The 24,816-nt window shown below is 71.0% G+C and carries 27 protein-coding genes and 1 tRNA gene; 11 read left to right on the top strand and 17 right to left on the bottom strand.

Annotation, left to right across the window (positions count from 1 at the left end; all coding sequences use genetic code 11):
* Positions 1-121 precede the first annotated feature (121 nt).
* Together ACWEPL_RS21095 and ACWEPL_RS21090 are read left to right on the top strand one after the other, a co-directional pair.
* Entirely contained in the window at positions 122-1,009 is an 888-nt protein-coding gene (locus ACWEPL_RS21095) for a carbohydrate ABC transporter permease (protein ID WP_363979311.1), read from the top strand.
* Entirely contained in the window at positions 1,006-1,863 is an 858-nt protein-coding gene (locus ACWEPL_RS21090; RefSeq protein WP_350741634.1) for a carbohydrate ABC transporter permease, read from the top strand. Before ACWEPL_RS21095 ends, ACWEPL_RS21090 begins: the two co-directional genes overlap by 4 nt.
* On the opposite strand, the gene ACWEPL_RS21085 is transcribed toward ACWEPL_RS21090, so the two are convergent.
* The 8 genes from ACWEPL_RS21085 to ACWEPL_RS21050 form a co-directional block, all read right to left on the bottom strand.
* On the bottom strand, positions 1,853-2,857 hold the full coding sequence (locus ACWEPL_RS21085; protein ID WP_350741632.1) for a 2-hydroxyacid dehydrogenase: 1,005 nt from the start codon (positions 2,855-2,857) through the stop codon (positions 1,853-1,855). The genes ACWEPL_RS21090 and ACWEPL_RS21085 overlap by 11 nt on opposite strands.
* The gene (locus ACWEPL_RS21080) at positions 2,854-3,471 is read right to left on the bottom strand and encodes a histidine phosphatase family protein (RefSeq protein ID WP_452437184.1); all 618 of its coding nucleotides are present in this window, start codon (positions 3,469-3,471) and stop codon (positions 2,854-2,856) included. Before ACWEPL_RS21080 ends, ACWEPL_RS21085 begins: the two co-directional genes overlap by 4 nt.
* Positions 3,468-4,892 (bottom strand): FGGY-family carbohydrate kinase, encoded by a 1,425-nt coding sequence (locus ACWEPL_RS21075; RefSeq protein WP_452437183.1) that lies wholly within the window; start codon positions 4,890-4,892, stop codon positions 3,468-3,470. Before ACWEPL_RS21075 ends, ACWEPL_RS21080 begins: the two co-directional genes overlap by 4 nt.
* The gene (locus tag ACWEPL_RS21070) at positions 4,889-6,364 is read right to left on the bottom strand and encodes an FGGY-family carbohydrate kinase (protein ID WP_350741626.1); all 1,476 of its coding nucleotides are present in this window, start codon (positions 6,362-6,364) and stop codon (positions 4,889-4,891) included. Before ACWEPL_RS21070 ends, ACWEPL_RS21075 begins: the two co-directional genes overlap by 4 nt.
* Positions 6,364-7,596, bottom strand: a complete 1,233-nt coding sequence (locus tag ACWEPL_RS21065) for a sugar ABC transporter permease (RefSeq protein WP_363979325.1) — start codon at positions 7,594-7,596, stop codon at positions 6,364-6,366. The genes ACWEPL_RS21070 and ACWEPL_RS21065 overlap by 1 nt, the downstream gene beginning before the upstream one ends.
* Complete coding sequence (locus ACWEPL_RS21060; RefSeq protein ID WP_357743857.1) at positions 7,593-8,354, bottom strand: ATP-binding cassette domain-containing protein; 762 nt, start codon at positions 8,352-8,354, stop codon at positions 7,593-7,595. Before ACWEPL_RS21060 ends, ACWEPL_RS21065 begins: the two co-directional genes overlap by 4 nt.
* Positions 8,354-9,448, bottom strand: a complete 1,095-nt coding sequence (locus tag ACWEPL_RS21055) for an ABC transporter substrate-binding protein (RefSeq protein ID WP_363979328.1) — start codon at positions 9,446-9,448, stop codon at positions 8,354-8,356. The genes ACWEPL_RS21060 and ACWEPL_RS21055 overlap by 1 nt, the downstream gene beginning before the upstream one ends.
* A 136-nt stretch (positions 9,449-9,584) precedes the next feature.
* Positions 9,585-10,550, bottom strand: a complete 966-nt coding sequence (locus ACWEPL_RS21050) for a sugar-binding transcriptional regulator (protein WP_363979331.1) — start codon at positions 10,548-10,550, stop codon at positions 9,585-9,587.
* Positions 10,551-10,735: 185 nt separating this feature from the next.
* On the opposite strand from ACWEPL_RS21050, the gene ACWEPL_RS21045 reads away from it, so the two are divergent.
* Positions 10,736-11,056 (top strand): hypothetical protein, encoded by a 321-nt coding sequence (locus ACWEPL_RS21045; RefSeq protein WP_350741616.1) that lies wholly within the window; start codon positions 10,736-10,738, stop codon positions 11,054-11,056.
* 4 nt (positions 11,057-11,060) lie between these two features.
* Here ACWEPL_RS21045 and ACWEPL_RS21040 read toward each other — a convergent pair whose 3' ends face one another.
* On the bottom strand, positions 11,061-12,047 hold the full coding sequence (locus tag ACWEPL_RS21040; RefSeq protein WP_449911924.1) for a LacI family DNA-binding transcriptional regulator: 987 nt from the start codon (positions 12,045-12,047) through the stop codon (positions 11,061-11,063).
* A gap of 67 nt (positions 12,048-12,114) precedes the next feature.
* Here ACWEPL_RS21040 and ACWEPL_RS21035 point away from each other — a divergent pair, with 67 nt between their 5' ends.
* Together ACWEPL_RS21035 and ACWEPL_RS21030 are read left to right on the top strand one after the other, a co-directional pair.
* Positions 12,115-13,287 carry a CynX/NimT family MFS transporter gene (locus ACWEPL_RS21035; RefSeq protein WP_363979334.1) on the top strand — a complete coding sequence of 391 codons (1,173 nt, stop codon included), beginning with the start codon at positions 12,115-12,117 and terminating at the stop codon, positions 13,285-13,287.
* A 10-nt stretch (positions 13,288-13,297) separates the two neighbouring features.
* Complete coding sequence (locus ACWEPL_RS21030) at positions 13,298-13,966, top strand: hypothetical protein (protein WP_452437182.1); 669 nt, start codon at positions 13,298-13,300, stop codon at positions 13,964-13,966.
* On the opposite strand, the gene ACWEPL_RS21025 is transcribed toward ACWEPL_RS21030, so the two are convergent.
* The gene (locus tag ACWEPL_RS21025) at positions 13,935-14,468 is read right to left on the bottom strand and encodes a cysteine dioxygenase (protein WP_452437181.1); all 534 of its coding nucleotides are present in this window, start codon (positions 14,466-14,468) and stop codon (positions 13,935-13,937) included. The genes ACWEPL_RS21030 and ACWEPL_RS21025 overlap by 32 nt on opposite strands.
* Positions 14,465-15,325, bottom strand: a complete 861-nt coding sequence (locus tag ACWEPL_RS21020) for an amidohydrolase family protein (protein WP_452437180.1) — start codon at positions 15,323-15,325, stop codon at positions 14,465-14,467. Before ACWEPL_RS21020 ends, ACWEPL_RS21025 begins: the two co-directional genes overlap by 4 nt.
* A 273-nt stretch (positions 15,326-15,598) precedes the next feature.
* On the opposite strand from ACWEPL_RS21020, the gene ACWEPL_RS21015 reads away from it, so the two are divergent.
* Positions 15,599-16,558, top strand: a complete 960-nt coding sequence (locus ACWEPL_RS21015) for a LacI family DNA-binding transcriptional regulator (RefSeq protein WP_452437179.1) — start codon at positions 15,599-15,601, stop codon at positions 16,556-16,558.
* Positions 16,559-16,636: 78 nt separating this feature from the next.
* Here ACWEPL_RS21015 and ACWEPL_RS21010 read toward each other — a convergent pair whose 3' ends face one another.
* Positions 16,637-17,995, bottom strand: coding sequence for an aromatic amino acid lyase (locus ACWEPL_RS21010; protein WP_452437178.1), 1,359 nt, complete (start codon positions 17,993-17,995; stop codon positions 16,637-16,639).
* Positions 17,996-18,002: 7 nt separating this feature from the next.
* Entirely contained in the window at positions 18,003-18,383 is a 381-nt protein-coding gene (locus ACWEPL_RS21005) for a phage holin family protein (protein WP_185068013.1), read from the bottom strand.
* Positions 18,384-18,517: 134 nt separating this feature from the next.
* Here ACWEPL_RS21005 and ACWEPL_RS21000 point away from each other — a divergent pair, with 134 nt between their 5' ends.
* Positions 18,518-18,793, top strand: coding sequence for a hypothetical protein (locus tag ACWEPL_RS21000; RefSeq protein WP_185068012.1), 276 nt, complete (start codon positions 18,518-18,520; stop codon positions 18,791-18,793).
* Between the two features lie 74 nt (positions 18,794-18,867).
* On the opposite strand, the gene ACWEPL_RS20995 is transcribed toward ACWEPL_RS21000, so the two are convergent.
* Complete coding sequence (locus ACWEPL_RS20995) at positions 18,868-19,644, bottom strand: FAD:protein FMN transferase (RefSeq protein WP_452437177.1); 777 nt, start codon at positions 19,642-19,644, stop codon at positions 18,868-18,870.
* Positions 19,645-19,694: 50 nt separating this feature from the next.
* Positions 19,695-20,396, bottom strand: a complete 702-nt coding sequence (locus ACWEPL_RS20990) for a ferredoxin reductase domain-containing protein (RefSeq protein ID WP_363979351.1) — start codon at positions 20,394-20,396, stop codon at positions 19,695-19,697.
* 52 nt (positions 20,397-20,448) lie between these two features.
* On the opposite strand from ACWEPL_RS20990, the gene ACWEPL_RS20985 reads away from it, so the two are divergent.
* The 3 genes from ACWEPL_RS20985 to ACWEPL_RS20975 all read left to right on the top strand — a co-directional run bounded on the left by ACWEPL_RS20985 (position 20,449) and on the right by ACWEPL_RS20975 (position 22,117).
* The gene (locus ACWEPL_RS20985; protein WP_363979354.1) at positions 20,449-20,841 is read left to right on the top strand and encodes an OsmC family protein; all 393 of its coding nucleotides are present in this window, start codon (positions 20,449-20,451) and stop codon (positions 20,839-20,841) included.
* A gap of 237 nt (positions 20,842-21,078) precedes the next feature.
* The gene (locus tag ACWEPL_RS20980; protein ID WP_355199604.1) at positions 21,079-22,002 is read left to right on the top strand and encodes a nucleoside hydrolase; all 924 of its coding nucleotides are present in this window, start codon (positions 21,079-21,081) and stop codon (positions 22,000-22,002) included.
* 41 nt (positions 22,003-22,043) lie between these two features.
* Positions 22,044-22,117: transfer RNA gene (locus tag ACWEPL_RS20975), tRNA-Lys, on the top strand.
* Between the two features lie 43 nt (positions 22,118-22,160).
* Here the strand turns inward: ACWEPL_RS20975 and ACWEPL_RS20970 are convergent.
* Positions 22,161-22,679, bottom strand: coding sequence for a flavin reductase family protein (locus ACWEPL_RS20970; RefSeq protein WP_350741595.1), 519 nt, complete (start codon positions 22,677-22,679; stop codon positions 22,161-22,163).
* Positions 22,676-23,716 (bottom strand): MupA/Atu3671 family FMN-dependent luciferase-like monooxygenase, encoded by a 1,041-nt coding sequence (locus ACWEPL_RS20965; RefSeq protein ID WP_363979360.1) that lies wholly within the window; start codon positions 23,714-23,716, stop codon positions 22,676-22,678. The genes ACWEPL_RS20970 and ACWEPL_RS20965 overlap by 4 nt, the downstream gene beginning before the upstream one ends.
* 336 nt (positions 23,717-24,052) lie before the next feature.
* Here ACWEPL_RS20965 and ACWEPL_RS20960 point away from each other — a divergent pair, with 336 nt between their 5' ends.
* The gene (locus ACWEPL_RS20960; protein WP_397365856.1) at positions 24,053-24,802 is read left to right on the top strand and encodes a thioesterase II family protein; all 750 of its coding nucleotides are present in this window, start codon (positions 24,053-24,055) and stop codon (positions 24,800-24,802) included.
* Positions 24,803-24,816: the final 14 nt, after the last annotated feature.

The following is a 24,816-nucleotide window of genomic DNA, read 5'->3' as shown; positions in this document are numbered from 1 at the left end:
GGGGGGGGGGTTGGTGGTGTGGGGGGGCGGCCGGGGGGGGCCCGCGCCGCCTCCACAACAACCCCCCTTCTGGCGGGGGCCGGGGGGCCCCCCCCGCCCCCCCCCGGGTCCGTGGGAGGGAATGCTTGTGAGGCGGGCACGCACGTGGCTGCCCGGACTCCTCCTCGTCACGCCGTCGATCATCCTGATCGGCGTCTTCGTGTACGGCATGCTCGGCTGGAACTTCCGGCTGGCCATGACGGACAAGCACGATGAGGTGTCCGAGGGGAAGTTCGTGGGGCTGCGGAACTTCATCGACATCTGGGACCAGCCGCGATGGCACCTCTCGGTGAACCACGCGATCGTCTTCACGGTCGCGTTCGTGCTGGGCGCGCTCCTGCTCGGGTGGCTGCTGGCGTTCCTCATGGAGAAGGGGATCAGGGGCGAGGGGACGTTCCGGGCGATCTACCTGTTCCCGATGGCCATCTCGTTCGTCGCGACCGGCATCGTGTGGCGGTGGCTGATGAACTCGGGGACGGGGGAGCGGGCGGTCGGCCTGAACAGGCTGTTCGACTGGATCGGGCTGCCGCAGTGGCAGTGGTTCAGGGATCCGGACTGGGGGATGGCCGCGATGGCGATCCCCGCTATCTGGCAGATGTCCGGATATGTCATGGCGCTGTTTTTGGCGGGCTTCCGCGGCGTGCCCGAGGAACTGCGGGAGGCCGCGCGGGTGGACGGCTGCACCGAGTGGGGTGTCTACCGGCACGTGGTGCTGCCCCTGCTCCGGCCGGTCACCCTGTCCGCGCTGATCATCCTGGGACACATCTCGCTCAAGGTGTTCGACCTGATCGTGGCGGTGTCGGGCAAGCAGATCATCACGGACGTGCCCGCGGTGTTCATGTGGGTGGCGGTGTTCGACTCGCACGACCCGGCCAAGGGCGCCACGATCGCGTCGTACATCGTGCTGAGCGTGGCGATCTTCGTGATCCCGTACCTGATCTGGTCCGTGCGTAAGGAGAGGCGCTCATGACGGCGGTGGCCACGCGCCGGGCGGCCTTCCCCTGGCTGCGCTTCGGGCTGCTGATCCTCTTCGTGGTGATCTTCCTGATCCCCATCTACGTGCTGCTGGTCACCAGCTTCAAGCCGCTCACGGAGGCCGACCCCGGCCAGGCGTGGAACCTGCCGCGGACGTGGACGACCGAGGCGTGGCAGGTGGCCTGGGAGAAGCTGGCCCCCGGCCTGTGGAACAGCGTGCTGCTGGCCGTGCCGGGCTCGCTGCTGTCGTGCGCGCTCGGGTCCATGAACGGGTACGTGCTGTCCAAGTGGCGCTTCCCCGGGGCGGACGTGCTGTTCACGTTGTTCCTGTTCGGCATGTTCATCCCGTACCAGGGGGTCATGATCCCGCTGGTGCAGCTGCTCGTGGGGCTGAACGAGCTGACCGGGCTGCAGGGCGTCTTCTACGGCGGCATCCCCGGGCTGGTGCTGGCCCACGTCGTGTACGGCATCCCGATCTGCACGCTGATCTTCCGCAACTACTACGTCACGATCCCCGACGAGCTGATCGAGGCCTCCCGGGTGGACGGGGCGGGCATGCTGAGGGCGTACTGGTCGGTGGTGCTGCCGGTGTCGGCGCCCGCGATCGCGGTGGTCGTCATCTGGCAGTTCACCTCGCTCTGGAACGACTTCCTGTTCGCCGTCTTCCTGACCGGGCCGACGAGCTGGCCCACGACCGTGATGCTGAACAACATCGCCGGTGCGCAGGCCACTCCGTACAGCCAGCAGATGGCGGCGGCCATCCTGTCGTCGATCCCGACGATGCTGATCTACGTCCTGCTGGGCAGGTTCTTCATGCGCGGGCTGATGGCGGGGGCGCTCAAGGGGTAGCCACGTGGGACAGAGGCTCGCCGCGTACGTAACGGGCCACGTCGGCGGCCACGATCGAGGCCGCCTTCATGGCCGTCTGCTTGCTGGCCCCGGCCAGGTGCGGAGTCATGATCAGGTTCGGGGTCGTGAGCAGGCGCGAGCCGGCCGGGATGGGCTCCTCCGGGAAGACGTCCATGGCAGCCCCGAACAGGTGGCCCGAGTCCAGCGCGTCGCACACGGCGTCGTAGTCGACCAGCGCGCCCCTGGCGCAGTTGACCAGGACCGAGCCGCGCGGCATGGCGGCGATCTCGGCCGCGCCGATCATGCCATTGGTCTCGGGGGTGGCGCGGGCGTGCAGGGAGACGAAATGGGAGCGCCGGAGCAGCTCGTCCAGCTCCACCCGGCCGGGCACGTCCACGTACGGGTCATAGACCAGGACCTCCGCGCCGAAGCCTTCGAGCATGCGGGCCACGCGGCGGCCGATGGCGCCGTAGCCGACCAGGCCGACCGTGTTGCCGTCCAGCTCGGGGCCGACGTTGTCGTACATGTAGTAGTCGCCCCGCCACACGCCCCCCGCCAGGTCGCCGTGCGTCTGGGGGATCCGGCGGGTGGCGGCCAGCAGCATGGCCAGGGTGTGCTCGGCGGTGGCCACCGCGTTGCGGCCCGGCGCGAACGTCACCGCCACGCCCGCCGCCGTGGCCGCCTCCAGGTTGGCGTTGACGGGCCCGCCCCGGCTCACGCAGAACAGCCGCAGGTCGGGAGAGGCATCCAGGACACGCTTGGTCAAAGGGGCCATCTGGGTCACGCAGACCTCGACGCCGCGTAGCGCCTCGATCAGCTCGTCCTCCACGTCCGAGGCCTCGTCCACCTCACCCACCCGGCCGAACGGCTCGACCGGCCACGGCAGCGTCAGCTCGCTGATGTCCAACTCGCCGGGGACCTCGCGCCTGAGCGCGTCGATGAGCAGGCGGTTCTGGACGAAGTGGTCGCCCGCGGCAAGCACACGGATGGTCAACGAACGGCTCCAATCGGGGAGTTGTACTGCAGCATCGCGGCCCGCCGCCCGGTGCGCAGGCGCAGCTCGGTCAGGGCACAGTTGTCCAGACGCGGGAACAGCCGCCGGTACTCGCCGAGCGGCACCCCGATCAGGCGGCACAGGGCGAGCCTGATGGCGGTCGTGTGCGCGACCACCAGCACGCGCCCGTCGGGGTGTGCGGCGGCGATGTCGTCGAGGGCGGCCACGAACCGGTCGGCGGCCAGGCTCGGGTCCTCGCTGCCGGGCAGCGGGTGCGCGGCGGGGTCGGACTCGAACGCGGCGCGGGCCTCGGGGAAGCGGGCCGCCATCTCGGCCGAGGTCAGGCCCTCTCCCTCGCCGAAGTCCAGCTCGCGCAGCCTCGGGTCGGTCCGGAGCTCCACCTTCGCCTGGTCGGCGGCGGACGCGGCGGTGATCCGGGCCCGGCTGAGGGTGGAGGCCCACACGGCCGCCAGGCCCGCCTGACCTGCCCACTCGGCCAGCTGGGCGGCCTGGGCGTGGCCGCGCGGGGTCAGCTCGATGTCGCTGATCCCCGCGTAGCGGTTCTCGGCGTGCCAGACGGTCTCGCCGTGGCGGACCAGGACGAGGTCGGTCATCGGGCGGTCCTCTCGCGTGCGTGCCGGGCGGCGGCCGGGTCGAGCCAGCCGCGCCCTTCCAGCTCGGTGACGAAGCGCAGGTAGGGCTCCGTGAAGTCGGCTCCCGACGGGTCGACGACCGCGCGGGTCCTGATCATCCGGCCGGGGTCGCCGCCCGCCAGGACGGCCATGCCCAGGGCGGGCTCGGCGTTCTCCCGCAGCGTCACCGGACGTCCCAGGACGTCCGCCCTGAGCCGGGTCCAGTACGCGCTGCGGGTGGCGCCGCCGGTCAGGATGATCTCGCCGTCCACGGGCGCGCCGAGGAGGTCGAGGTAGTCGAAGCAGAGGCGCTCGACGAAGGCAGCGCCGAGCAGGATCGCCGTGTAGCGCTCGACGTCGTCGGCCGGGCTGCCGAGCGTGAACCCCTCAGCGCCGGGCGCGTCGAACGGGAAGCGCTCGCCCCGCGAGACCAGCGGGTACGTGACGCTCGCGGGCGGGCCCGGGCGGGCGGCGGCCTGGGCGCTCAGCGCGTCGAGGTCGCGGCCGGGCAGGTCGCGGGAGAGCACGCCGGCGCCGGTGCTCGACGCGCCGCCCGGCAGCCACGAGCCGTCCGGAGCGCGGTGCGAGTAGACGACGCCGAGCGGGTCGTGGATCAGCTCCTTCGTCACACCCTTGAGCACCAGCGTCGTGCCGAGCACCGAGTTCCAGCTCCCGACCCGGGTGGCGCCCGCGCCGAGCTGGGCCGCGCACCCGTCGGTGGTCCCGGCGATCACGGGCGTGCCCGCGGGGATGCCGGTCTCCTCGGCGGCGGCCGCGCAGACCACGCCCAGGCAGGTGCCGGGCCGTACGACCTCGGGGAGCATTTCCGCCGGCACGTCCAGGGAGTCCAGCACCTCGGACGGCCAGCGCTCCTCGATGAGGTCCACGCCGGTCTTGAGCGCGTTGCTGAGGTCGGTGGCCACCTCGTGGCCGACGAGGCGCCGGTTGACGAAGTCGTTCTGGTGCGCCAGCCGCGCTCCGGCGGGCGCGTCCTGGAGCAGCCACAGGAGCTTGGGCAGCGCCCAGTTGGGCTGCATGCGCCGGTAGCCGAGCCGCTCCCAGACGCGGGCGCCCGCCTCGTTGGCGCGCCCGGCGTCGGCGCGCCGGTCGTCGTACATGAGCGCGGGCGTCAGCGCCCGGCCGTCAGGGCCGGTGAGCAGGATCGTTCCAGATGTGGCGGCCACGGCCACGCCCGCGACCTGCTCGGGAGGCACGTCGCGCAGCGCCTCGCGGGTGGCGGCGGCCAGCTCGCGCCACCACTGCTCGGGGTCCTGCTCGTGGCGGGGCCCGTCGCGGTGGCTGGTCAGCGGCCGGCCGGCCGTGCCGACCACCTGCCCGTCCCCGGAGACGGCCATCGCGCGCACGCTCTGGGTCCCGAGATCGATGCCGATCCAGACACTCATGTACGGCCCCTCATCTCGGCCAGCAGCGGCCAGGAGACCGCGTTCGCCTGGCGCAGGGTCAAGAAGTCGTCGAACAGCCGGTCGTACAACGCCTGGCGGGCGGGGTTGGGTTCGAGCGCGTCGCGCAGCCGTACATGCTCCGAGGCGGCCGCCGCGATGGACGGGGCGGCGGCGGTGGCGGCCAGCCCCACCAGGTACGCGCCCCGCGCGCCCACCTCGGTGTCGGCCGGGCGGCGCACGGGCAGGCCGGTGACATCGGCGATCAGCTGGAGCCAGGCGGTGCTGTTCGAACCGCCCCCGCACACGCGCAGCTCCGTGGGCGCGGCGCCGGTGGCGGCAAGGCAGTCGCGGATGACCATCGTCAGCCCCTCGAGCACCGCCCGCGCCACGTCCGGGCGGCCGTGCTCGAACGACATGCCCAGCAGCGACCCTCTGGCCAGCGGGTCCGAGAACGGCGCCCGCTCACCGGCGGGCGACATATACGGCAGGAATGTCAGCCCGCGCGCGCCCGGCTCGCTCAGCAGGGCCAGGTCGCCCAGCTCGGCCGGGCCGCTCAGCCCCATCATGCGGCATGTCCACTGCACCACCTCGGTGCCCGCGAACGTGGGGAAGGCCCGCAGGTAGCCGCCGGTCAGCGCGATCGTGATCCCGATCGGCTCGCCTTCCAGGTCGGCCGAGTCGACGATGACCTCGGTGCAGAGCGTGGTGCCGAGGATGCCGCACGCCTGCCCGGCCCGCACCGCGCCCGCGCCCAGCGCCGTGGCGGCGATGTCGTACGGGGCCATCACGACGGGTGTCCCGGCGGGCAGCCCCAGCGCGGAGGCCGCGTCCCCGGACAGCTCGGCGACGTGGCCGGAGCGGATCGGGGGCAACAGCCGCTCGGCCCACTCCGTGCCGAAGAGGGCCAGCAGCGCGGGGGAGTACGCCCGCGCCCGCAGGTCCATGAACGGCGCGGAGGCGTCGGACTCGTCGGCCGCCAGCTCCCCGGTCATCCGCGCGAAGATCCAGCCGCCGCAGGTGAGCATGGCGCTCGACCGCTCCAGCCGCCCGGGGTCGTTCGCGCGCAGCCAGGTCAGGATCGCGTGCGGCAGCCCGGAGGCGGCCGACGAGCCGTTGAGCCGGAACGCCTCGGCCGCGGTCCCGGAGCGGGTCCAGCCGTCCACGGCCGAGGCCGCCCTGGCGTCGTTCCAGAGGATCGCGGGGCCGGTCGGCTCGCCGTCCGGGCCGACCAGCCAGCAGCCGTCGCCCTGGGCGGTCACGGCCACGAAGTCGACCCCGTCCACCTGGGCGGCGACCTCGCGCACGGTGGCGGCGACCGCGTCCCAGACGGCGTTCATGTCCTGCTCGGCGTGGCCGGGCAGGGGTCTGGAGACCACGGTCTCCCGCCGGGCGACGAACGCCTCCGCGCCTTCGGCGTCGTACCCGACCGCCTTGATGACCGTGGTGCCCGCGTCAACGCAGATGATCGCCATCAGGCCCTGCCGTGGGAGGTCCTCGACCGGCGCGACACGGAGTCGACGATCACGGCGAGCAGCAGCACAGCTCCGGTGACCACGAACCTGATCGACGAGTCGAGGTTGAGCAGGGTCAGGCCGCTGGAGATGGACTGGATGACGATGATCCCGAGCAGCGCGCCGAACGCGGTGCCGCGCCCGCCGAACAGGCTCGTCCCGCCGATCACGGCCGCCGCGATGGCGTTGAGGTTGACGTCGCCGCCGCCGCTGGACTGGTTGGCCGCCGCGAGCCTCGCCGCGGCCAGGATGCCGCCGACCGCGGCGAACGTCGAGCAGAGCACGAACACCGAGGTGTAGACGGCCCTGACGTTGATGCCGGCCCGGCGGGCGGCCTCCACGTTGCCGCCGACGGCGTAGACGGCCCGGCCCCACTTCGTCCGCGACAGCAGGTAGTGCATGATCAGCACGAGCGCCACGAAGAAGACGAACATCCAGCCCACGCCGCGCGTCTGGCCCAGGTACCAGACCACGAAGGCCAGCACGACCAGCAGCGCCGCGCTTCTGACGGCCAGCGTGGACACGCTCCTGGCCGACAGCCCGGCCTTGCGCCGCTCCTGCGCGTGCAGGTATCCGGTGACGAACAGCCAGACGGCCGCGACGACCGCGAACGTGTACGACAGCCAGGCCGGCACGAAGTCGAGCTGCGCGAAGTTCACCAGGCCCGAGTCGAAGGGCAGGTTGATCGACCCCTTGGTGCCCAGCACGTACAGCTGGAGCCCGAGGAAGGCGAGCAGGCCGGCCAGCGTGATCACGAAGCTCGGTACCCCGAACCGGTTGAACAGCTGGCCGTACAGCCAGCCGACGACCGCGCCCATGATCACCGCCGCGGCGATGGCCAGCCAGACCGGCAGCCCCTGGCCCACGAACAGCACCGCGAGCACCGCTCCCGACAGCCCGCTGACCGAGCCGACGGACAGGTCGATCTGGCCCACCAGCAGCACGCAGACGATGCCGAGCGAGATGATGCCGACGGCGGCGGACTCCAGGGTGAGGTTCACCAGGTTCGCGCTGGACAGGAAGATCGGGTTCAGGACCTGCAGCACCGTCCAGATGACCACGAGCCCGACCACGACGGGGATGACGCCCAGGTCGCCGCCGCGGGCCCGCTCGATCACGTCGGCGAGCGCGCCGCGCAGGCCGTCGCGGTCCTGCAGCCGCTCGTCCTGGCGGTCGGTCGTCACTGCGCTCATGAGCCGTTCCCTCTCTGCGCCCGCCTGGAGACCACATTGTCGGTGGCGCCGGTGATGGCGGCGATGATGTCCTCGGTGGAGACCTGGTCCACGTCGAACACGCCGTTGTTGCGGCCGAGCCGCAGCACGGCGACGGTGTCGGCGACGGCCTTCACGTCGGCCATGTTGTGGCTGATCATGATGACGCCCAGGCCGTTCTCGCGCAGCCGCTCGACCAGGTTGAGCACCTCGGCCGTCTGCGCCACGCCCAGCGCGGCGGTGGGCTCGTCGAGGATGATGACCTTCGGGTCGCCGAGCAGCGACCGGGCGATGGCCACCGTCTGCCGCTGGCCGCCCGACAGCGCCGCGACCGGTACCCGTACGCTCGGGATCTTGGCGGACAGCTGGCGGAGCAGCTCCCACGAGCGGGTCTCCATGGCCACGTCGTTGAGGCGCAGCGGGCGGATCTCCTGGCCGAGGAACAGGTTCTGGATCACGTTGAGGTTCTCGCAGAGCGCCAGGTCCTGGAAGACCGTGGCGATGCCGAGCTTGTGCGCGGCGGCCGGGGTGGGGATGTGGACCTCGTTCCCCTCGAACGTGATCGTGCCGCCGTCCGGCGGGTGCACGCCCGAGAGGATCTTGACCAGGGTCGACTTTCCCGCGCCGTTGTCTCCCACGACCGCGACGACCTGGCCGGCGGCGACGTCGAGCTCGATGTCGGTCAGCGCCGCCACCGCGCCGAAGGTCTTGCTGATCCCGCGCAGAGAGAGGACGCTCATCACTTGATTCCGAGCTCGCCGCAGCCCTTGGCGTACTCACCGGTGCAGGCGTCGGCGGCCTTCATGATGCCGCTGTCGAACAGCACTTCCTTGATGTTCTCCTTGGTCACCACCGTGGGCACGAACAGCTCCGACGGGGTGTTGTAGAGCGTGGCCTTGCCCGCGGGCTTCTTGCCCTGCATGAACTCCCACGCCACGTTCGCGGAGGCCTCGGCCACGATCTTGATCGGCTTGGAGATCGTGTTGTACTGGTCGCCCGCGATGATGCGCTGGGCGGCGGCCAGCTCGGCGTCGTTGCCGGTGATCGGCGGCACCTTCACGCCCGCGGCCTTGAACGCGGCGATCGAGCCGCCGCCGGTGCCGTCGTTGGCCGCGACCACGCCGACGATCTGGTCCTTGAACTGGGTGATCTGGCCGCTGACCCAGGTCTGGGCCTTCTCCGGCTGCCAGTCGGGGGTGTCGTACTCGGCCAGCACCTTGAACCCGCTCGGGTCGACCGCGCTGTGGATGCCCTTCTTGATCAGACCGGCCGCCGCGTCCGTGGGCGAGCCGTTGACCTGGAGGATCCCGCCCTTGGCGTTCTCCTTCTTCAGGTGGTCGACCAGGGACTGGGCGATCATGGAGCCGATCTTCTCGTTGTCGAACGAGATGTAGTAATCGGCGGGCGTGGCCGGGATCGGCCGGTCGTAGGCGATGACCGGCACCTGCTGCGCCTGGGCCGACTTGACGATGGTGGCCGCGGCGGCGGAGTCGACCGGGTCGATCACGATGGCCTTGACGCCCTGGGCGAGCGCGGAGTTGGCCTGTTGCTGCTGCTTGGCGGCGTCGGAGTCGGCGTTCTGGTAGATGACCTGGCAGGTCGGGCAGAGCTGCTTCATCTTGGCCTCGAACAGCGGCTTGTCCGCCAATTCGTACCGGGTGGAGGCGAGGTCGGGCATGAGGAAGGCGACCTTGGCGTTCTGGACGGCGCCGCTGCCGCCGCCGCTGGTGTCCCCGCCGGTCGAGCCGGAGCCGGAGCCGCACGCGGCCAGCACCGAGCCTGCGAGCACTGCTGCTGCGGCGAACGCGGAGGTCCGCATCTTAGCTCTGTTCACGGGTTTCGTTCCTCACTTGCTACCGGGATCTATGACGCACTGCCCCCGAAACAGGACAATGCCCCTCACAACCAGGCACATCCTGTGGTGCGGCTCACGGTAGCGCGGGTGCTGAAACTTTGTCCAGCAAAAATGTTCAGAGCTGGCGAGCGGCGGCCACCAGGCCCTCTGCCGTCGGGACATCCGTGACGAGCTGGTTGAAGTAGCCGCCCTTGGCGCCCGCGACGATGGACAGCACCTTCTCGGCGCCCACCGCGACCGCGATCGTGGCGGGGATGCGGCGCAGCTCCTCCGGCTTCGTGGCGACCAGGCGCTCGCTGCCCGGGTACGTGACGGGCTCGCCGTCGCGGTCGTAGACGCGCATGCACACGTCGCCCACGGCCTGGCGCAGGCTGTCGGCGTCGCGCGGCATGAGGGAGGGCGTCATCTGCCGCATCAGCGGGGCCGAGCCGACGCCGACGACGGCGCACTTGGCGTGCGCCCACAGGTCCATGACCCGGCGTACGGACGGCTCGTGCTGCAGCGAGTAGAACAGCTCGGGGCCGGGCAGCGCGGGCGCGTAGAGGTAGGCGGGCACGCCGCCGGCGCGTTCGGCCAGGATGCGGGTGGTCTCGTTGGTCTGGAACCAGGGTTGCGGCTCCTCCTGGCCGCCCACGGCGGGCGCGATCGTGACGCCCGGGTACTGGCCGAGCCCTTCGCGGGCGCACTCGTAGACCGTGGTGCCGGACGAGACGAGCACGACGTCGCCGGACTCCAGCCCGACCGCCGCCAGCGCGCGGGTCACGGCGGGCGCCAGCCACGGGCCCAGGGTGGGGCCGCTGACCTTGGGGACCAGGTAGACGCGCTCCAGGTCGAGCGCCTCGGCCACCTCGGCGGCCAGCGGGCCGTCCGCGAGCGCGGCCGGCCGGTGCACCTTGATCTCGACGATGCCCTGCTTGCGGGCCTCGGTGAGCAGCCGGCTCACGGTCGCCCTGGAGACGCCGAGCCGCTGGGCGATGTCGCCCTGCGTGGCCTCCTCGATGTAGTACTGCTGGGCCGCCGCGTACATCAGCTCAAGCGGGAACCTGGCCTGCGTCTCGGGTGCGACGTCGGCGGCATTCATGCGCGCGCTCCTGTGAACATTTTTGCTGAACCGATGCGCAAACGACTATAGGCGGTGATGTCCCCGGGGGCCACTGCCGCGTCCTCCGCTGGAAAGGCTAGCCGCCATGAGGTTCTCCAGACAGGACTACTACTCTGCGCTTACGATCGGCTGCGCACAGTAATACGGGGGACAGGGGAGAGGCAATGTCCAAGGGGATGTACGTCGCGGTGGCCGTCGGCCTGGTGGTCGGGAACATGGCGCCGCCCGCCGTGGCGGCGGCCACGGTCCTGCGCTGCGACACCTACGTGCACGCGCAGGACCGAGACCTCGGCATCGCGTCCTGCACCAACCCCACGGGCCAGACCTGGAGGTTCCGGGCCGTGGTGGTCTGCGGCCGGGCGCCGGACGTCGTGGGCGAGTGGGTGACGCTCGCGCCCGGCGCGTCGGGGGAGTCCCGGGGATACTGCGGCGGCATCTTCACCAGCGGCGTGGGCGCCGTGGGCGTGGACGAGCGGGTCGCCTGACCGGTCAGCCCGGTGGGGGGAGCTCGCCGGAGCCGCGGGCGATGAGCCGTACCGGCAGCTCGATGTGCTCCGGCGGGCCCGTGTCGCCGCGCAGGCGGCGGAAGAGCAGCTCGGCCGCCACCCGCCCCATCCACGCGGGGTCCTGCGCCACCACGCTCACCCCAGGGGTCAGCAGGTCGGCCAGCTCGAAGTCGTCGAACCCCACCAGCGCCACCCTGCGCCCCGCCAGCGCGCGCAGCGCCGTCACGGTGTAGCGGCCGTTGCCGGTGAACAGCGCGGAGGGCGGATCGTCCAGGGCGAACATGCGGGCCAGGTCGGCGCGTACGCCCTCCAGCGAGGGCGGCCGCATCGACACCAGCCGCTCGTCGAACAACCCTCCGAGCGCCTGCCGGTAGCCGTTGAGCCGCTCGGCCGCGGTGAAGATCCCCGGGGCGTCCCCGAGGAAGGCGATCCTGCGGTGGCCGTGGCCCATGAGGTGGCGGATCGCCTCCCCGGTGCCGCCCAGGTTGTCGGCGAGCACCGTGTCCACGTCGATCCCCGCTCCCGGCGGCCGGTCGGCGAACACCACCGGCGTGCCGGCTTCCAGCTCGGGCCGCAGGTACGTGTGGTCCTCGCCGGCGGGCACCATGATCAGCCCGTCCACGCGGCGCGCGCAGAACGTCTCGACCAGCTCGCGCTCCCTGAGCGGCTCCTCGCTCGACGACCCGCTCAGCAGCAGGCAGCCGTGCTCGATGACGACGTCCTCGACGGCCCGGCTCAGACCCGAGTAGAACGGGTCCGCCACGTCCTCGATGACCAGCCCGACCGTGGCGGTCCTGCCCCTGCGCAGCACCGCCGCGCTCTCGTTGCGGCTGTAGCCCAGCCGCTCGATGGCCGCGCGCACCCGCTCGGCGGTGGCCGGGTGGACGCCGGGCTCGCCGTTCACGACGCGCGAGACGGTCTTGAGCGCCACGCCCGCCGCCGAGGCGACGTCCTTCATCGTCGGTCTCACGCCAGGATCATTCCTCACCTGGACCAGGCAGACAACGTTGTCAGGGGTTATGCGAGAGTGGTGCCCTATGTCGTTGAGATCTGCCGTGCTGGTCACCGGGTTCGTGCTGGCCGCGCTCAACCTGCGCCCCGCCATCGCGGGGGTCTCCCCGCTCCTCGACGAGATCATGAAGGACGTGGGCCTGTCGCCCGCCGGCGGCGGCGCCGTCACCACGGTCATGGTGGTCTGCCTCGGCGTGTTCGGGCCGGTCACGCCGCTGCTCGCGCGGCGCTTCGGGCTCGACCGCACGCTGCTGGCCGGACTGCTGGTCATCGCGGCGGGCGTGACGCTGCGCGGCCTCGGCGGCGCGCCCGTGCTCTACCTCGGCTCCGCCCTGGCCGCCACGGCGATCGCCGTCATGAACGTCTCCATGCCCGCCGTCGTCAAGGAGCACTTCCCCACCCGGGTCAACCTGCTGACCGGCGTCTACGTCGCCGCGGTGGTGGCCGGCGCCACCCTCGCCTCCGGGCTGGTCGTCCCCATCGAGCACGCCACCGGGTACGGCTGGCGCGGCGTCTCCGCGCTGCTCGCCGTGCCCGCCCTGCTGGCCGCGCTGCTCTGGCTGCCCCAGGCGCTGCGCAAGCAGAGCGGGGCGCAGAACGGGCCCAGGCCGTTCGGAGTGGTGCTCAGGAGCCCCGTGACCTGGTCCGTGACCGCCCTCATGGGCCTGCAGTCGCTCACCTTCTACGTCATGCTGGCCTGGCTGCCGACGATCTTCCTGGAGGCCGGACTCCCCGCCGACCAGGCCGGCTACCTGCTCAGCCTGACGAACCTGGTCCAGGTCGGCACCTCGCTGGCGATCCCCGTCCTGGCGGGCCGGCGGGCCTCGCAGGTGCCGTACGTGGTCGGAGCGGGGGTGCTGACCGTGCTCGGCTACCTCGGCATGCTGCTGGCCCCCACGGCCGCGCCCTGGCTGTGGATGATCGTGCTGGGGATCGGCCAGGGGGCCTCGTTCGCTCTGGCACTGCTGATCATCGCGCTGCGGCCCGCCGATCCGGCCACCGTGACCGCGCTGTCGGCCGTGGCGCAGTCCGTGGGGTACGGGATCGCGGCGGTGGGGCCGTTGCTGTTCGGGTTCCTCAGGGAGGTCTCCGGCGGCTGGACGGTGCCGCTGCTGGCGGGGCTGGGGGTGCTCGTGGTGCAGATCGCGGCTGGGTGGTTCGCGGGGCGGCCTGCTACCTTAGGTAAGGCTAACCTTTAGGGGGTTCAGGGTGCTGACCGAGACGCTCCAGCGGGTCGCCGACGCGCGTGGCGGGGTGCTGGGCGTCGAGCCGCGCCTGGTCATCGAGCCCGACGGCAGCTGGACGCCGGTCGCCGAGCTGCTGCGGGAGCCGTACGCGGCGCTGCTCGGGCTGATCGACGAGACGGCCGCGCGCTGGAACGCGCCACGCCATGTCGGCGCGGCGCTGTTCTGGAAGACGTACGGCTACTGGCACACCATGCCCATGGCGCTCGGCTGGGCGCTGGACGGGCGGGTGCCGATCATGCGGCCGGCGGACACGTACTTCAAGGTGTCGGACGCCGGGGTGACGATCGCGGCCACGCGGGTGAGCTGGTCCGAAGGGGCCGCCGCGATCCGCGAGGCGCTCGCCGAGTCGCAGGCGCCGCTGGTGCGGGCCGTCGGGGCGATCGCGAAGGTGGGCGAGCGGACGCTGTGGGGATCCACGGCCGAGGCGCTCGCCCATCCGCTGACGTCGATCGTGCCGGGCGACTACATGCGGCTGCTGAAGGAGATCGGCCCGCCGGTCGACGGGCTGATCGAGCCCGTCGGCGACGGCTACTTCCGCAGGACCTGCTGCCTGTGGATCACACTGCCCGATGTCGAGCCCTGCGGAAGCTGCTGCGTGCTCAGGCCACCACCGCGTCGTCCAGCGGCCTGAGCTCGTCGGCGTAGCTCACCGAGACGCGGCGCATGACGCCGGTGCCGTCGATGGAGTACTGGCCGAGCCGCCACAGCGGCGGCGAGTAGGCGTGGATGGAGACGCTTTCGTCCACCGCGCCGTTGAGCCGGTGGATGTGGTCGGGCCCGAACGAGAACGACTGCCCCTCCGTGACCACGGTCTCCAGGTGCTCGCCGCCGATGCGCGGGTTGCACTCCAGGAGCGCGCCCTGCACCACGTGGACGGCGCCGGAGGAGATGTCGTGGTCGTGCCAGCCGGTGTCGTCCTCGGGGCGCCAGCAGAGCAGCCAGACGTCCACGTACGCGTCGCGGTAGAGCGAGGCGTAGTGCCTGCCGCCGTCCTCGGGGAACTGCACCTGCTCCCGCCACTCCTCGGGATTGGCGGCCAGCTCGTTCACCAGGTCGCGCAGTTCGCGTCGGTCGAGCGTGCGCTCGGGCAACCGGGCACAGGTGCCCCCGTCCTGGATCTGCGTAGTGCTCACTTACGAGTCTCCCTTCTGGCGAGTAGACGACGGGGGTTGACGACCCGGATGGCGTGGCCGGCGGCCGCGCCGAGTCCGGGCTCGGGTGCGGTGGCGTAAGGGGCGTCGGAGCCGTTGACGACGACGTCGATGCCCAGCTCGCGGACGATCGCGTCGATCGCCCGCGGGCCGTAGGAGGAGGTCTCCACGAAGAAGTTCGGATCGACCAGGCCGCGGCTGCCGCCGCCCCTGGCGATCAGGCGCTCGGAGTGCAGCGGGGCCAGCCCCGCGAGGAGGGCGAAGCAGACGCGCAGCTCCGGGTGCCTGGGGCGGACGACGGCGTGGAAGTAGTGCCACGCGGCGTGCATCTGCTGGACGTACGGCACCACGGCGGGCCACCAGGGCGGCGTGCCCGGGGTTTTCGCGGCCGGGCCGGGGTGGACGAACAGCGGAAGGTCCAGGTCCGTGAGCACCTCGAGCAGGCCGTCGTCGGGCACGGCCGTCGCGGGGATCTGCAGCCCCGCGAAGCCGCGGCCGAGGTCCCGGGCCAGGCGCTCGGGGTCGGGCCGGCTGAGGCACGTGGACGCCCAGGCCCCGAACGGCTCGCCCAGCGCGAGCGCGCCGTCGTGGTAGGCGTCGATGACCGGCCAGGACTCCTCCGGCGGCAGGAACTCGATGCCGAGCGGGCTCGACGGCGACACCAGCGCCAGCTCCAGGCCGGTGGTGTCGCGGTGCTCGAGGTCCTGGGGGTCGATCTCGTACGGGGGCTCGTCGTCGAGGAACAACGTCCAGCCGTCGACGTGGGGAGGGGAGGAGCGGGCGCGCAGGGCGTCGACGAGCGGGCGCGTCCAGACGTGCTGATGGACGTCGATGCTCACGGCCTCCTCCTTCCCCTATTCCCTACTAATATTACAGGTAATCCGCGCCACCTTGCGACACTGAGCTGTGAAGCGTTTCAGTGATACGGTTCAGTGAACCGCTTCACAAGGCCGTTGTCAACGGGCCCGGCGCCGCCGGAAACACCGACAGGCCCGGCGTTCCGGGGCGGCGCACGCGCGGTGAGGAGCGCGAATCGTCTGACTGGAATCGGTTCTGTCGGCGCTAGCGAATAGGCTGGCTTAATGCCTCGCAAGAGAGCCACGATCCGGGAGGTGGCTCAGGCCACAGGCCTGTCACCGGCAGCCGTCTCGTACGCGCTGCGCGGCCTGCAGGTTTCCGAGGAGACCATGGAGCGCGTACGCGCGGCGGCCGCCGAGCTGGGCTACGAGGCCGACCCCATCGCCAGGGCCCTGGCCAGCGGGCGCACCGGCATGATCGGCCTGCTGTGCGGCTCGCTGGAGGACCTGTGGCAGCAGTCCCTGGCGGTCGGCATCAGCAGAGGGCTGCGGGAGAAAGACCGCTATGCCCTGATCCTTGACGCGGTGGGGGATCCCGCCCGCGAGCGGGCCTTCGCCCAGCGGCTGCGCGACCAGCGCGTCGACGGGCTGATCGTCCAGCCGATCGATCCGGCGGCGGCGTTCTGGCCCGAGCTGTGCGAGTCGCTGCCGGTGGTCGCGATCGGCGACTCGATCGCGGGCACGGCCGGGGAGGTCGTCTTCGACAACCGGCGCGGCGTGACGCTGGCGCTGGAGCACCTGCGCGCGCTGGGCCACCGCCGCATCGCCGTCCTCACCCCGACCCGGGCCAGCACTCCCGACCGGCCCGCCGACGTGCACGTCACCGCCGAGGCCGACCGGCTGGGGCTGGACATCGTGGTCGCCACCGCCCCGCACGGGCTGGCGGGGGCCACCGCCGCGGCGCGGGAGCTGCTGGCGGGGCAGGGGCCGAGCGCGGTGTTCTGCTTCGCGGACTCGATCGCCTACGGGGTTTACGCCGCGGCTCAGGAGCTGGGGCTGGCCGTGCCCGACGACGTGTCGGTCATGGGGTATGACGATCACCCGATGTCCGGGCTGCTCACGCCTGGTCTCACGACCGTCGATTGGGACATCGACGGGATCGTCAAGGCCGCGGTCCGCCTCATCTCGGCGGCGGCGGACGGGGGGACCCGGCGGCGGCGCGTCGTCCAGGAGCCCACCCTTCGCGAGCGGGGATCGGTCGCCCGCATGACGTGACGCCTCCCCGGCCTCGGTGCGCATCCCTTAGGGGGCACCCGAGAGCGGGCACCCCCGAGGGCGGGCGCACTCGGGGGGTCAGAGGGGTGGGTGGAGGGTCAGGGCGTGGCGGGAGGCGGTGAGGTCGTCGGTGAGGGGGCGGTCCGCGGTGGGGGTGTTGAGGGCCCGGAGGGCGGCGGTGCGTTCGCAGGCCAGGACGATTTCCAGGGGCTCCAGGCAGCGCAGGGCGTTGCGGGCCGCCTGGGTCGCGAAGCCCGCGTGGTCCTCCGTGCCCAGGGAGATCACCGCCGTGCCCGTCGTCACCGGCGTCGCGAGGAGCCGGAGCTCGGCCAGGGCATCCTGGGCCACGTACTCCAGGATCAGCGCCCCCGACGACCCCGGGCGGTCGGCGAGAAAGGGGTGGTGGCCGGTGTAGGCGGGGTCCATGAGGGTGGCCAGGCGAGCGGCGCTGAGCTGGGCCGTCTGTACGAGCGCGGCACGCGCCGCGTCGAGCGCCAGCGCCAGCGGGGCCGAGTGGAAGTTGCCGTTGTGCCAGGCCAGGGAGCCGGCGATGAGGGGGTTCTCGGCGGCGGCGTTGAGGTCGATCTCGACGGCGGCGGTGGCCCGGTCGAGGGCGTCCACGGCGGCCCCGTGCACCTGGGCGAAGGCCCGGTAGCCGTACGGGTCCTGCACGCGGGTCGCCAGCTCCTGGGTGAGCAGGCCGCGCAGGCGGGCGGCCACGGCGGCCTGGCCGGGGTGGGGGCGGGCCTCCTGTACGGCGGCCGCCAGCGGCTCGGCCGAGGCGCCCACGGCGGTGAACGACATCGCCGCCACGTCGATGACGCCTTCCAGGAGGAGCCGGAGGCGGTGGCAGGCGATGGCGGCGTCGGCCAGCGTGGCGGCCCCCGAGCTGATGAACGGCAGCGCGTCCTCCGGGGCGAAGGGGAAGCGGGGCCCGGCCACGTCGATCGAAGGCGTCCCCGGAGGGAACGGGGGTGGGGGTTCGTGGTGCCAGGGGAGTTCGCCGAGCAGGCACAGGGCCGTGGTGGCGAGGGCGGAGAGGTCGCCGGTGCCGATGGCGCCGTACGTCTGGATCGGCGGGGTGAAGCCGCCGTTGATCGCCTCGGCCAGCGCCGGCAGGACGGCCGGATCGATGCCGGAGCCGCCGGCGATGAGCTGGTTGAGCCGGACCACGAGCATGGCCCGGGCGCGGGCCGGCGGGATCATCGGGCCGGCGCCGCACACGTGGCTGCGGAGCAGGTCGAGGCCGGGTTTGTCGAGGATGACGCCTCTGTTGGCGCCCACGCCGGTGCTCCGCCCGTACACGGGGCCCGTGAGCTCCTGAGCGGTGGCCCACGCGGCCCGGGCCCGATCGAGGGAGGCGATCGTGACCCGGGCACCGTCGTACGCGGCCTCGTGGACCTGCGCGCAGGTCAGGCCGGCGCCGTCGAGCTCCACCGGCGGTTCAGTCGCCGTCGGGAATGAACAGGCCCAGCAGCCAGCTCACCACGCTGATGATGATCGCGCCCCAGAAGGCGGCCGGATAGAAGTTGTCGACGTGGAAGGGGATGTCGAGCTGAGTCGAGATCCAGCTCGTCAGCAGCAGCATGGCCGCGTTGATCACGAGGAGGAACAGGCCCAGTGTCAGAACGATGATCGCGCATCCGAGGGCCTTGACGATGGGCTTGACGATCGCGTTCACGATGCCGAAGATCAACGCCACGATCAGCAGCACGCCCCAGTATTTGGCGGAGTTGGGGGAGGTGCTGACCTCGATGCCGGGGACCAGTTGGATGGCCACCCAGAGGGCCGCCGCCGCGGCGATGGTTCTGATGATGAATCTCACGCTGCTTGATCCTCCCACTTGAGATCGGCACTTCGATAGTGGCGCGGCCACTACGATTCTCAGCGGCTACTGTGCGTAGTCGTCGGTTATGGTTGGCCCAACTCGGGAAGAGGCGTCCAGGGGGAGGGAGCGAGATGGACGCGAACGGGCTCGAGTCGTTGCCGGCCGACGAGTTGCACGACCGTGCGGTGCGGTACGCCGTACGGCACGGGGACCTGGGGTTTCTCTGGGACCTGTTGAAGGTGATCCCGGCCGCCGAGGCCGCCAGCGGTCACGGGACGGAGGCCGCCAACGACCTCAGCAGGGTCTCCGCGCTGCTCAGCGATGCCATCGCCTCCGGCGAGGGGCAGTTGGGTGAGGCGCTGCGCCCGATCTACATAGAGTATTTGCGTAAACATCCCGACGCCTGACCGTGCTCCCAGGGCGCCGGGGGGTGACCTCGCGAGGCCGATACGGGCCACCCTCCGTAATCACACGGGCGCGCTCAGCCCGCCATGCGGGCCTCGCTGCCGCTGTATTCGGCGAACCCGGGCGTGCTGACCTCCTGCCCGTCACGGGTGATGATCATCGTCTGGTACGGTCCCGCCGCCGCCAGGTCGGCCGCGAAGCGCCTGGACAGCATGGGCCCCATGGCGTAGATGGCGGTCGCGTACGCGTCGGCCTGACCCAGGTCGGGACCGATCACGGTGACCGAGCCGAGCCCTTCCTCGACGGCCCCCGTGTGCGGGTTGACGATGGGCGCGCCGCCGGAGGTGGCGATGCCGAGGTCGTGGGCGAAGACGACCTTGCGGATCACGTCCTTGCGCGGATCGCGGATGCCGACCCGCCAGCGCTTGCCCGGGGCGGCCGAGCCGCGCACCCTGATGTCCTCGCCCGCGCTGATGCGGTGGTCGCCCGCGCCCGCGTTGACCAGGGCACGGGAAAGGCGTTCGAGCGCCCAGCCCTTGATGTAGCCCGACGGGTCGGTGACGCCGTTGATGCGGGCCTCGAAGTAGCCGTCGGTGGCCTGGCTGATCTCGTCGCAGCGGTGGAGGACCTCGATGAGCTCGGGGATCTGCTTGATCGTCTGGCCGCGGTTGAGGCGGCCGATCTGGCTGTCCTCTCTTACCGGGCTGAAGGTGTCTTCCACCCACCTCAGCCAGGAGAACGCGTCATCCAGCAGGGGCGTCATCTCACGCACCGGGAGAGCGGTGCGGATGTCCACACTGACCGGCATGCCCATGACCATCTCGACACGGGCGCTTCCGGGGAAAGTCGTCACCTTGCCTCCTTGTCCGCAGCCCACCGTTGCAGATGGCGCGTAATGTGGAGCTAAACCTTTTGCCGTGATTTGAAATGAATTTGTGATCTTGGGACAGCAAGGCGTGACAACGCGCCGCGTACGTACCTCTTGAACTGCCGCGGACCGGCCACCACCACGTCGCGCTCGGCGATGTCGGGAATCTGGCGGCTCAGGCCGGAGGCGCTCAGGCGCTCCTTGGCGCGCGGGTCGTGCTCGGCGCCCTCGACGAGGATGAGCCCGTATCGGGCCTCCAGGTCGCGCAGCTCGTCGGTGGCGCGCTCGGTGCGGTAGACGGCCACGGTGCCGGGCGTGCCGGCCAGCCGTTCGCGCAGGGCGGCCGCGTCGAGGCCGGTGGCGATCAGCAGGGTCGGCCTGGTCGCGTGGGAGAGCTGGTGACTCCAGACCGCCATGACGGCCGCCATCGCGTACAGGACGAGCGAGCCGGCGCGGCTGAGGTCGGTCACGTACGCCGTGGAGCTGAACTGGTGGGCCACCAGCAGCGCGCCGGCGAGATAGCTGCCGAGCCGCAGGCGCTGCCTGGCCTCCTCGGTGCGGAGGTAGTCGGCGGCCTTGACGGTGATCAGGCCGAACGCGACGAGCAGCGCCGCGGCGGCGTAGGCACTGGGTCGCCATGGGTAGCCGAATCCCGGCTGGATCGCACCGAACTCGGCCACCGCGACCCCGCACCAGAAGAGGATGGGACCTTGGTTCGCATTCGCCTCGCTAGCCATGCCACTCACGATGCTGAATGAACATTAAAGGTTTCTGAGTAGGGTCTGAAACATGGCTAACGTGCGTGTCGAACGAACTGAGGACGGCGGCTTCCGGGCCACGAACGCCCGCGGCGCCGAGGTGCGGATGGGCAGCGGGGACGAGGACGGGGTGTTCACCCCGGTGGAGTTGCTGCTGGCGGCCGTGGGCGGATGCAACATCGTGACGGTCGAGCCGCTGACCGCCAAGCGGGGTCACCGGCTGGTCCGCCTGGCGATGACGGTGCAGGCGGAGAAGGTCGAGCCCAGCAAGCTGGGCCCGGTCACCGTCACGTACGACGTCGAGCTGCCCTCGGAGGAGGCCGACGAGGTGTTCAGGGCGGTCGCGGAGCGGGTGCACGAGAAGTACTGCACGGTGAGCAGGTCGCTTCAGGAAGGTACGGAGGTTCGGTTGGAGCTTCCGTAGTCGGATTAAACAGATATTCGACCCCGTTATGACGCGACCGTTGCATTCGTCTCGGTAGCGTTGTAGCAGGTCAAGAGGCCAATAGACCTTCACCGAAGCGGACGCGGAGGGGGACCGCGGTTCGCCAGTGCGGGACCGCCGGCGTTTTGGGGGAAGCGCCGGCCTGGACCGCCGCCGATCGGGCCGGGCAGCTTTGGGGGAACTGCCCGGCCCGATCTATGCGTATCCTCCCCTTTCGTGAAGAAAGTGCTGATTGACTGCGACCCCGGCATCGACGACGCGCTCGCTCTGGCTCTCGCCGCCGGCTCCCCCTCCCTGGACGTGGTGGGCATTACCACCGTGGGGGGCAACGTTGACCTCTCGCTGACCACCGCGAACGCCCTCGCGCTGCGCGAGTTCCTGGAAATGGGAAATGTCCCCGTGACGCCGGGCAGCGCCGGCGCCCTCCTGCGCGAGACCGTGCGCGCCACCCGCGTGCACGGCACCACGGGTCTCGGCGGCGTGGTGCTCCCCACCCCGCAGCTGGGGCCCTCGGACGGCCACGCGGTCGACTTCATCGTGGAGACCCTGAAGGCCGCTCCGGGCGAGATCACGCTGGTGGCCGTGGGCCCGCTGACGAACATCGCCCTCGCCGTACGCCGCGAGCCGCGCGTCGTGGAGTGGGCCCGCGAACTGGTGATCATGGGTGGCTCGTTCACGCGTGGCAACCACAATCCGGCGGCCGAGTTCAACATGCTGGCCGACCCGGAGGCGGCGGCCATCGTCTTCGGCGCCGGGTGGACGGTGCGGATGCTGGGGCTGGACGTCACCCTGTCCGCCACGGTCACCTCGGACGTCCTGGACCGGATGCGGCCGCTCGGCAAGCTGGCCGAGCTGCTGGTGCCCGCCGCGCAGTTCTACGGAGTGGTGACGGCCGACGGCGGGCCGGCCATCCATGACGCGTGCGCGGTGGCGTACGTGCTCGACCCCTCCCTCTTCACCTGCGTCCCCGCGACGGTGAACGTCGAGACCGCCGGGCTTTACACGCGAGGGATGACCGTGACGGACTTCAAGGTGAGCGAGCAGGACTCGAACGCGCTCGTGGCCACGTCGATCGACGTCAAGGGATTCTGGGAGCTGGTGCTGGGAGCGTACGAGAGGCTGGCGGGGCGGCTCGGATGATGTGCGGTCAGGGCTCGGCGGCTGATACAGTTACACCTGTTGCGCCGCTAGCTCAGTTGGTCAGAGCAGCTGACTCTTAATCAGCGGGTCCGGGGTTCGAGTCCCTGGCGGCGCACAGCGAAAAGCCCAGGTCACTCAGGTGGCCTGGGCTTTTTTGATCAGGCGGGCGCCGGGCATCGGCGCGTCAGGATCGGGAAGGTCTCGGCGCATACCCGGCCGAGGCGCCCACGGTGGAAGACGAGCGGGTCGTCGTCGGAGTCGTTCACGGTGAGCGACACCACCCTGGCGAGGATCAGCTCGTGGTCGCCCACGACGTGGCTCAGGTCGAGGACGCAGTCGATCCACGCGACCGCGCCCGTGATCGCCGGGTGCCCGCTCTCCCGCACCGACCAGCCGACCCCCGAGAACTTGTCGCTCCCCTTGGCCGCGAACGACCGGCACACCTGCTCCTGCCCGGCCCCCAGCACGCTGATCGTGAAGGCGCCCGCGGCCTTGATGCGGGGCCAGGTGGCCGAGGTGTGGGCGGCGCAGAAGCTCACGATGGGCGGGTCGAGGGAGACGGAGGTGAAGGAGTTGACCGTGAAACCGTGCGGTTCGCCGTCCTCCAGCGCCGCGATCACGACGACCCCCGTCGGGTAGTGGCCGAGCACGCGCCTCAGCCTCAGGCTGTCGATCATCGTGTGCTCCAGCGCCGCTTGAGCTCGTCGAGGTGGCGCAGCCCGTCGAGGACGGTGTCCGTGTCGGGGACGAAGTCGATGAGACAGGCGACCTCGTCGACGCCGATCTCCTGGAGCGAGCTCAATACCGCCATGCCGTCGTCGACCGTGCCGAACAGGCCGCCCGTGTCGAAATAGCGGTCGAACGAGACCTCCAGGAGGAACTCGATGTCCTCCGGGTCCATCGAGTCCGGGTCGATGCCGGGCATCAAGTCCTCGGCCGCCTTCAGCACCAGGCCGAGAGAGCTGCGCAGGTAGTCGGTGAAGGGCTGGTGAACGATCTCGCGCACGCGGGCGCGGTCCTCACCGATGAAGGTGTGCAGCATCAGCGCGACGTGGCCGGTGCCGCTGTGCGCCCTGGCGTAGTGCTCGCGGTAGTCGGCGACCTTGCGCACGAGGTCGTCCAGGCTCTGGCCGAGCAGGTGCGTCAGGATGCCGTAGCCGAGATCGCCCGCCTGGCGGAACGTCTCCGGGTTGCCCGAGCTGGTGAGCCACGTGGGCAGCTCCGGCTGGACCGGCGCCGGGTAGGCGCGCAGCTTGACCGACTCGCCGGCCCCGTCGACCAGCTCCACCTCCTCCTGCCGCCACAGCCGCCGCACCGTGTCGATGGTGTCCGTCGTCACCTGCCGGCGGCCGGCGTAGTTCTCGGGCCGCAACGCGAAGTCGACCACATGCCAGCCCGGGGCGAAGGACACGCCGACCCGGCCGCCGGACAGGTTGTCCACCATGGCCCATTCCTCGGCGATGCGAACCGGGTGGTGCAGCGGCGCCACGACGCTTCCCGCGCGGATGGCGACCCGCTCGGTGACGGCGGCGACGGCCGCGGCGCTCACGGCGGGATTGGGATATCGGCCGCCGAATTCATGAAAATGCCGCTCGGGTGTCCACACCGCGGAGAATCCATGGGTGTCGGCGAACCTGGCCCCTTCCAGCAGCAGCCGGTACTGGTCGGTTCCCGCCCTGACATCGTCCGCGAAATAGAATAGACCAAAGTCCATCGTTTCTCCTTGCGTACCGCGTTGATGCGCCCGGTCCGGGTGTCACAAGTATTTGTGAGCGGAGAAAGCGGGGTAACCCCTAGCGCCCACTAGGCGTGCCGGCCGTCGGGCGTCCGCCCTGCTGAGCACGGCCTGACGCGCTCGGGCAACCCTTATCGCCCCTTATCTCGACGCGGCTTCACCGCGCGCCGGAGCGTCGGCGGATTCGTTAGGGGAATACCCCCGGACATTAGGGGGCGAATCCCGTGGCTACGCCGCGGCCGCATGGGCTGGAATGAACGGTGATATCCCGCGGCGTGGTGCCGAATTCCCTGTCGGCAGAGGAAGGAATGTTCAGTGATCACCGAAACCGGAGCGTGGGTACGGCGGTTCTTCGCCGCGCCGGCATCCGCCACCCGTCTGATCTGCTTCCCGCACGCGGGCGGCTCCGCTTCCTATTTCCACCCGGTCGCCAAACAGCTCGCACCGCGGCTCGACGTCCTGGCGATCCAGTATCCGGGCCGGCAGGAACGCCGCCTGGAGCCGTGCATCGACGACATAGGCACCCTCGCCGATCGCCTCACCGGGGAGATCCTGCCCCTGGCGGACCGGCCGATGGCCTTCTTCGGGCACAGCATGGGCGCGGTGGTCGCGTTCGAGGTGGCCAAGAGGCTGATGGGCGACGGCGTCTCGCCGCTGGTGCTCTTCGCGTCCGGCCGGCGCGCGCCGTCGAGCGTACGCGTCGAGACCGTGCACAAGGAGGGCGACCGGGCGCTCATCGCCGAGGTACGGCGGCTCGGCGGCACCGACACGCGGATGCTGGACGACCCCGAGCTCGTGAACATGATCCTTCCGTCGCTGCGCGGCGACTACACGGCGATCATGACCTACCGCTGCCCGCCCGGCATCAAGATCGACGCGCCGATCATCACGCTGGTCGGCGACTCCGACCCGCACGTGTCGCTGGACGAGGCCGAGCGCTGGAAAGAGCACACCAGCGGCCCGTTCGACATGCACGTCTTCCGCGGCGGCCACTTCTACCTGAACTCACACGCGGCAGCGGTCATGCGGAAGATCACCGAGAACATCCCCGCCGTCCAGGCGTAGGTCCCCCTTTCGGT

It is taken from the genome of Nonomuraea sp. NPDC004186, from assembly GCF_053603495.1.
This window is presented reverse-complemented; position numbering and strand designations above follow the sequence as displayed.